The organism is Mycolicibacterium flavescens, from assembly GCF_001722335.1.
Taxonomy (GTDB): Bacteria; Actinomycetota; Actinomycetes; order Mycobacteriales; family Mycobacteriaceae; genus Mycobacterium; species Mycobacterium flavescens.
Genome location: NZ_MIHA01000063.1, coordinates 1 through 664, shown reverse-complemented (window position 1 = coordinate 664; position 664 = coordinate 1). Strand labels below are relative to the sequence as shown.

The window sequence follows — 664 nt, the reverse complement described above, 5'->3', positions numbered from 1 at the left end:
TTTCGAAGAGCACCGGCGACAATTACACGACGTATCGCATCACGGTGCCCAATCTGGAGGCGGCCAAAGTCGATGCCGCGTTGGCTTCGCATCGGGAGGCGTTGATCAACGACTACCGCCGCGACCAGGGCCCCGACACCCCCGGCGATCCCGACGCGCCGAGCTGGGAAGGCAGCGGCGCGTTCAAGCGGGAAAAAGCCCAAGGGTTTAATCTGCCGTTTCCCACCTTGACCGATGCGTTCATGCGGATGGTCGAGACCGCGTGGGACGCCGATGTGGCGCGGCGCCCGCACGGTCAGCACACCACCGTGATCGTGCACCTGGATGTCGACAAACGCGCCAGCTGGATCCACGCCGGCCCGGCGTTGTCTGATGCTGATCGCCGATACCTGTTGTGTGACGCCGACTGTGAGGTGTGGCTGCAACAGCGAGGACAGCCCTTCGGGGCCGGGCGCAGCACGCGGGTGATCAGTCGGCGGCTGCGCCGGGCGCTGGAATACCGCGACTCGACCTGTGCGGTACCCGGGTGCGGGTCCACCCGCGGGCTGCACGCCCATCACATCGTGCACTGGGAAGACGGCGGACCCACCGAGTTGTGGAATCTGGTGCTGGTGTGCCCGCATCACCACCGCATGCATCACCGCGGCGAGATCACCATCCGCGG

Annotated in this window: 1 protein-coding gene; it reads left to right on the top strand. The window is 66.3% G+C overall.

Annotation, left to right across the window (positions count from 1 at the left end; all coding sequences use genetic code 11):
- Positions 1 to 664: HNH endonuclease signature motif containing protein (locus BHQ18_RS28845; RefSeq protein ID WP_131815753.1), on the top strand; the 664-nt coding region annotated here is incomplete at both ends.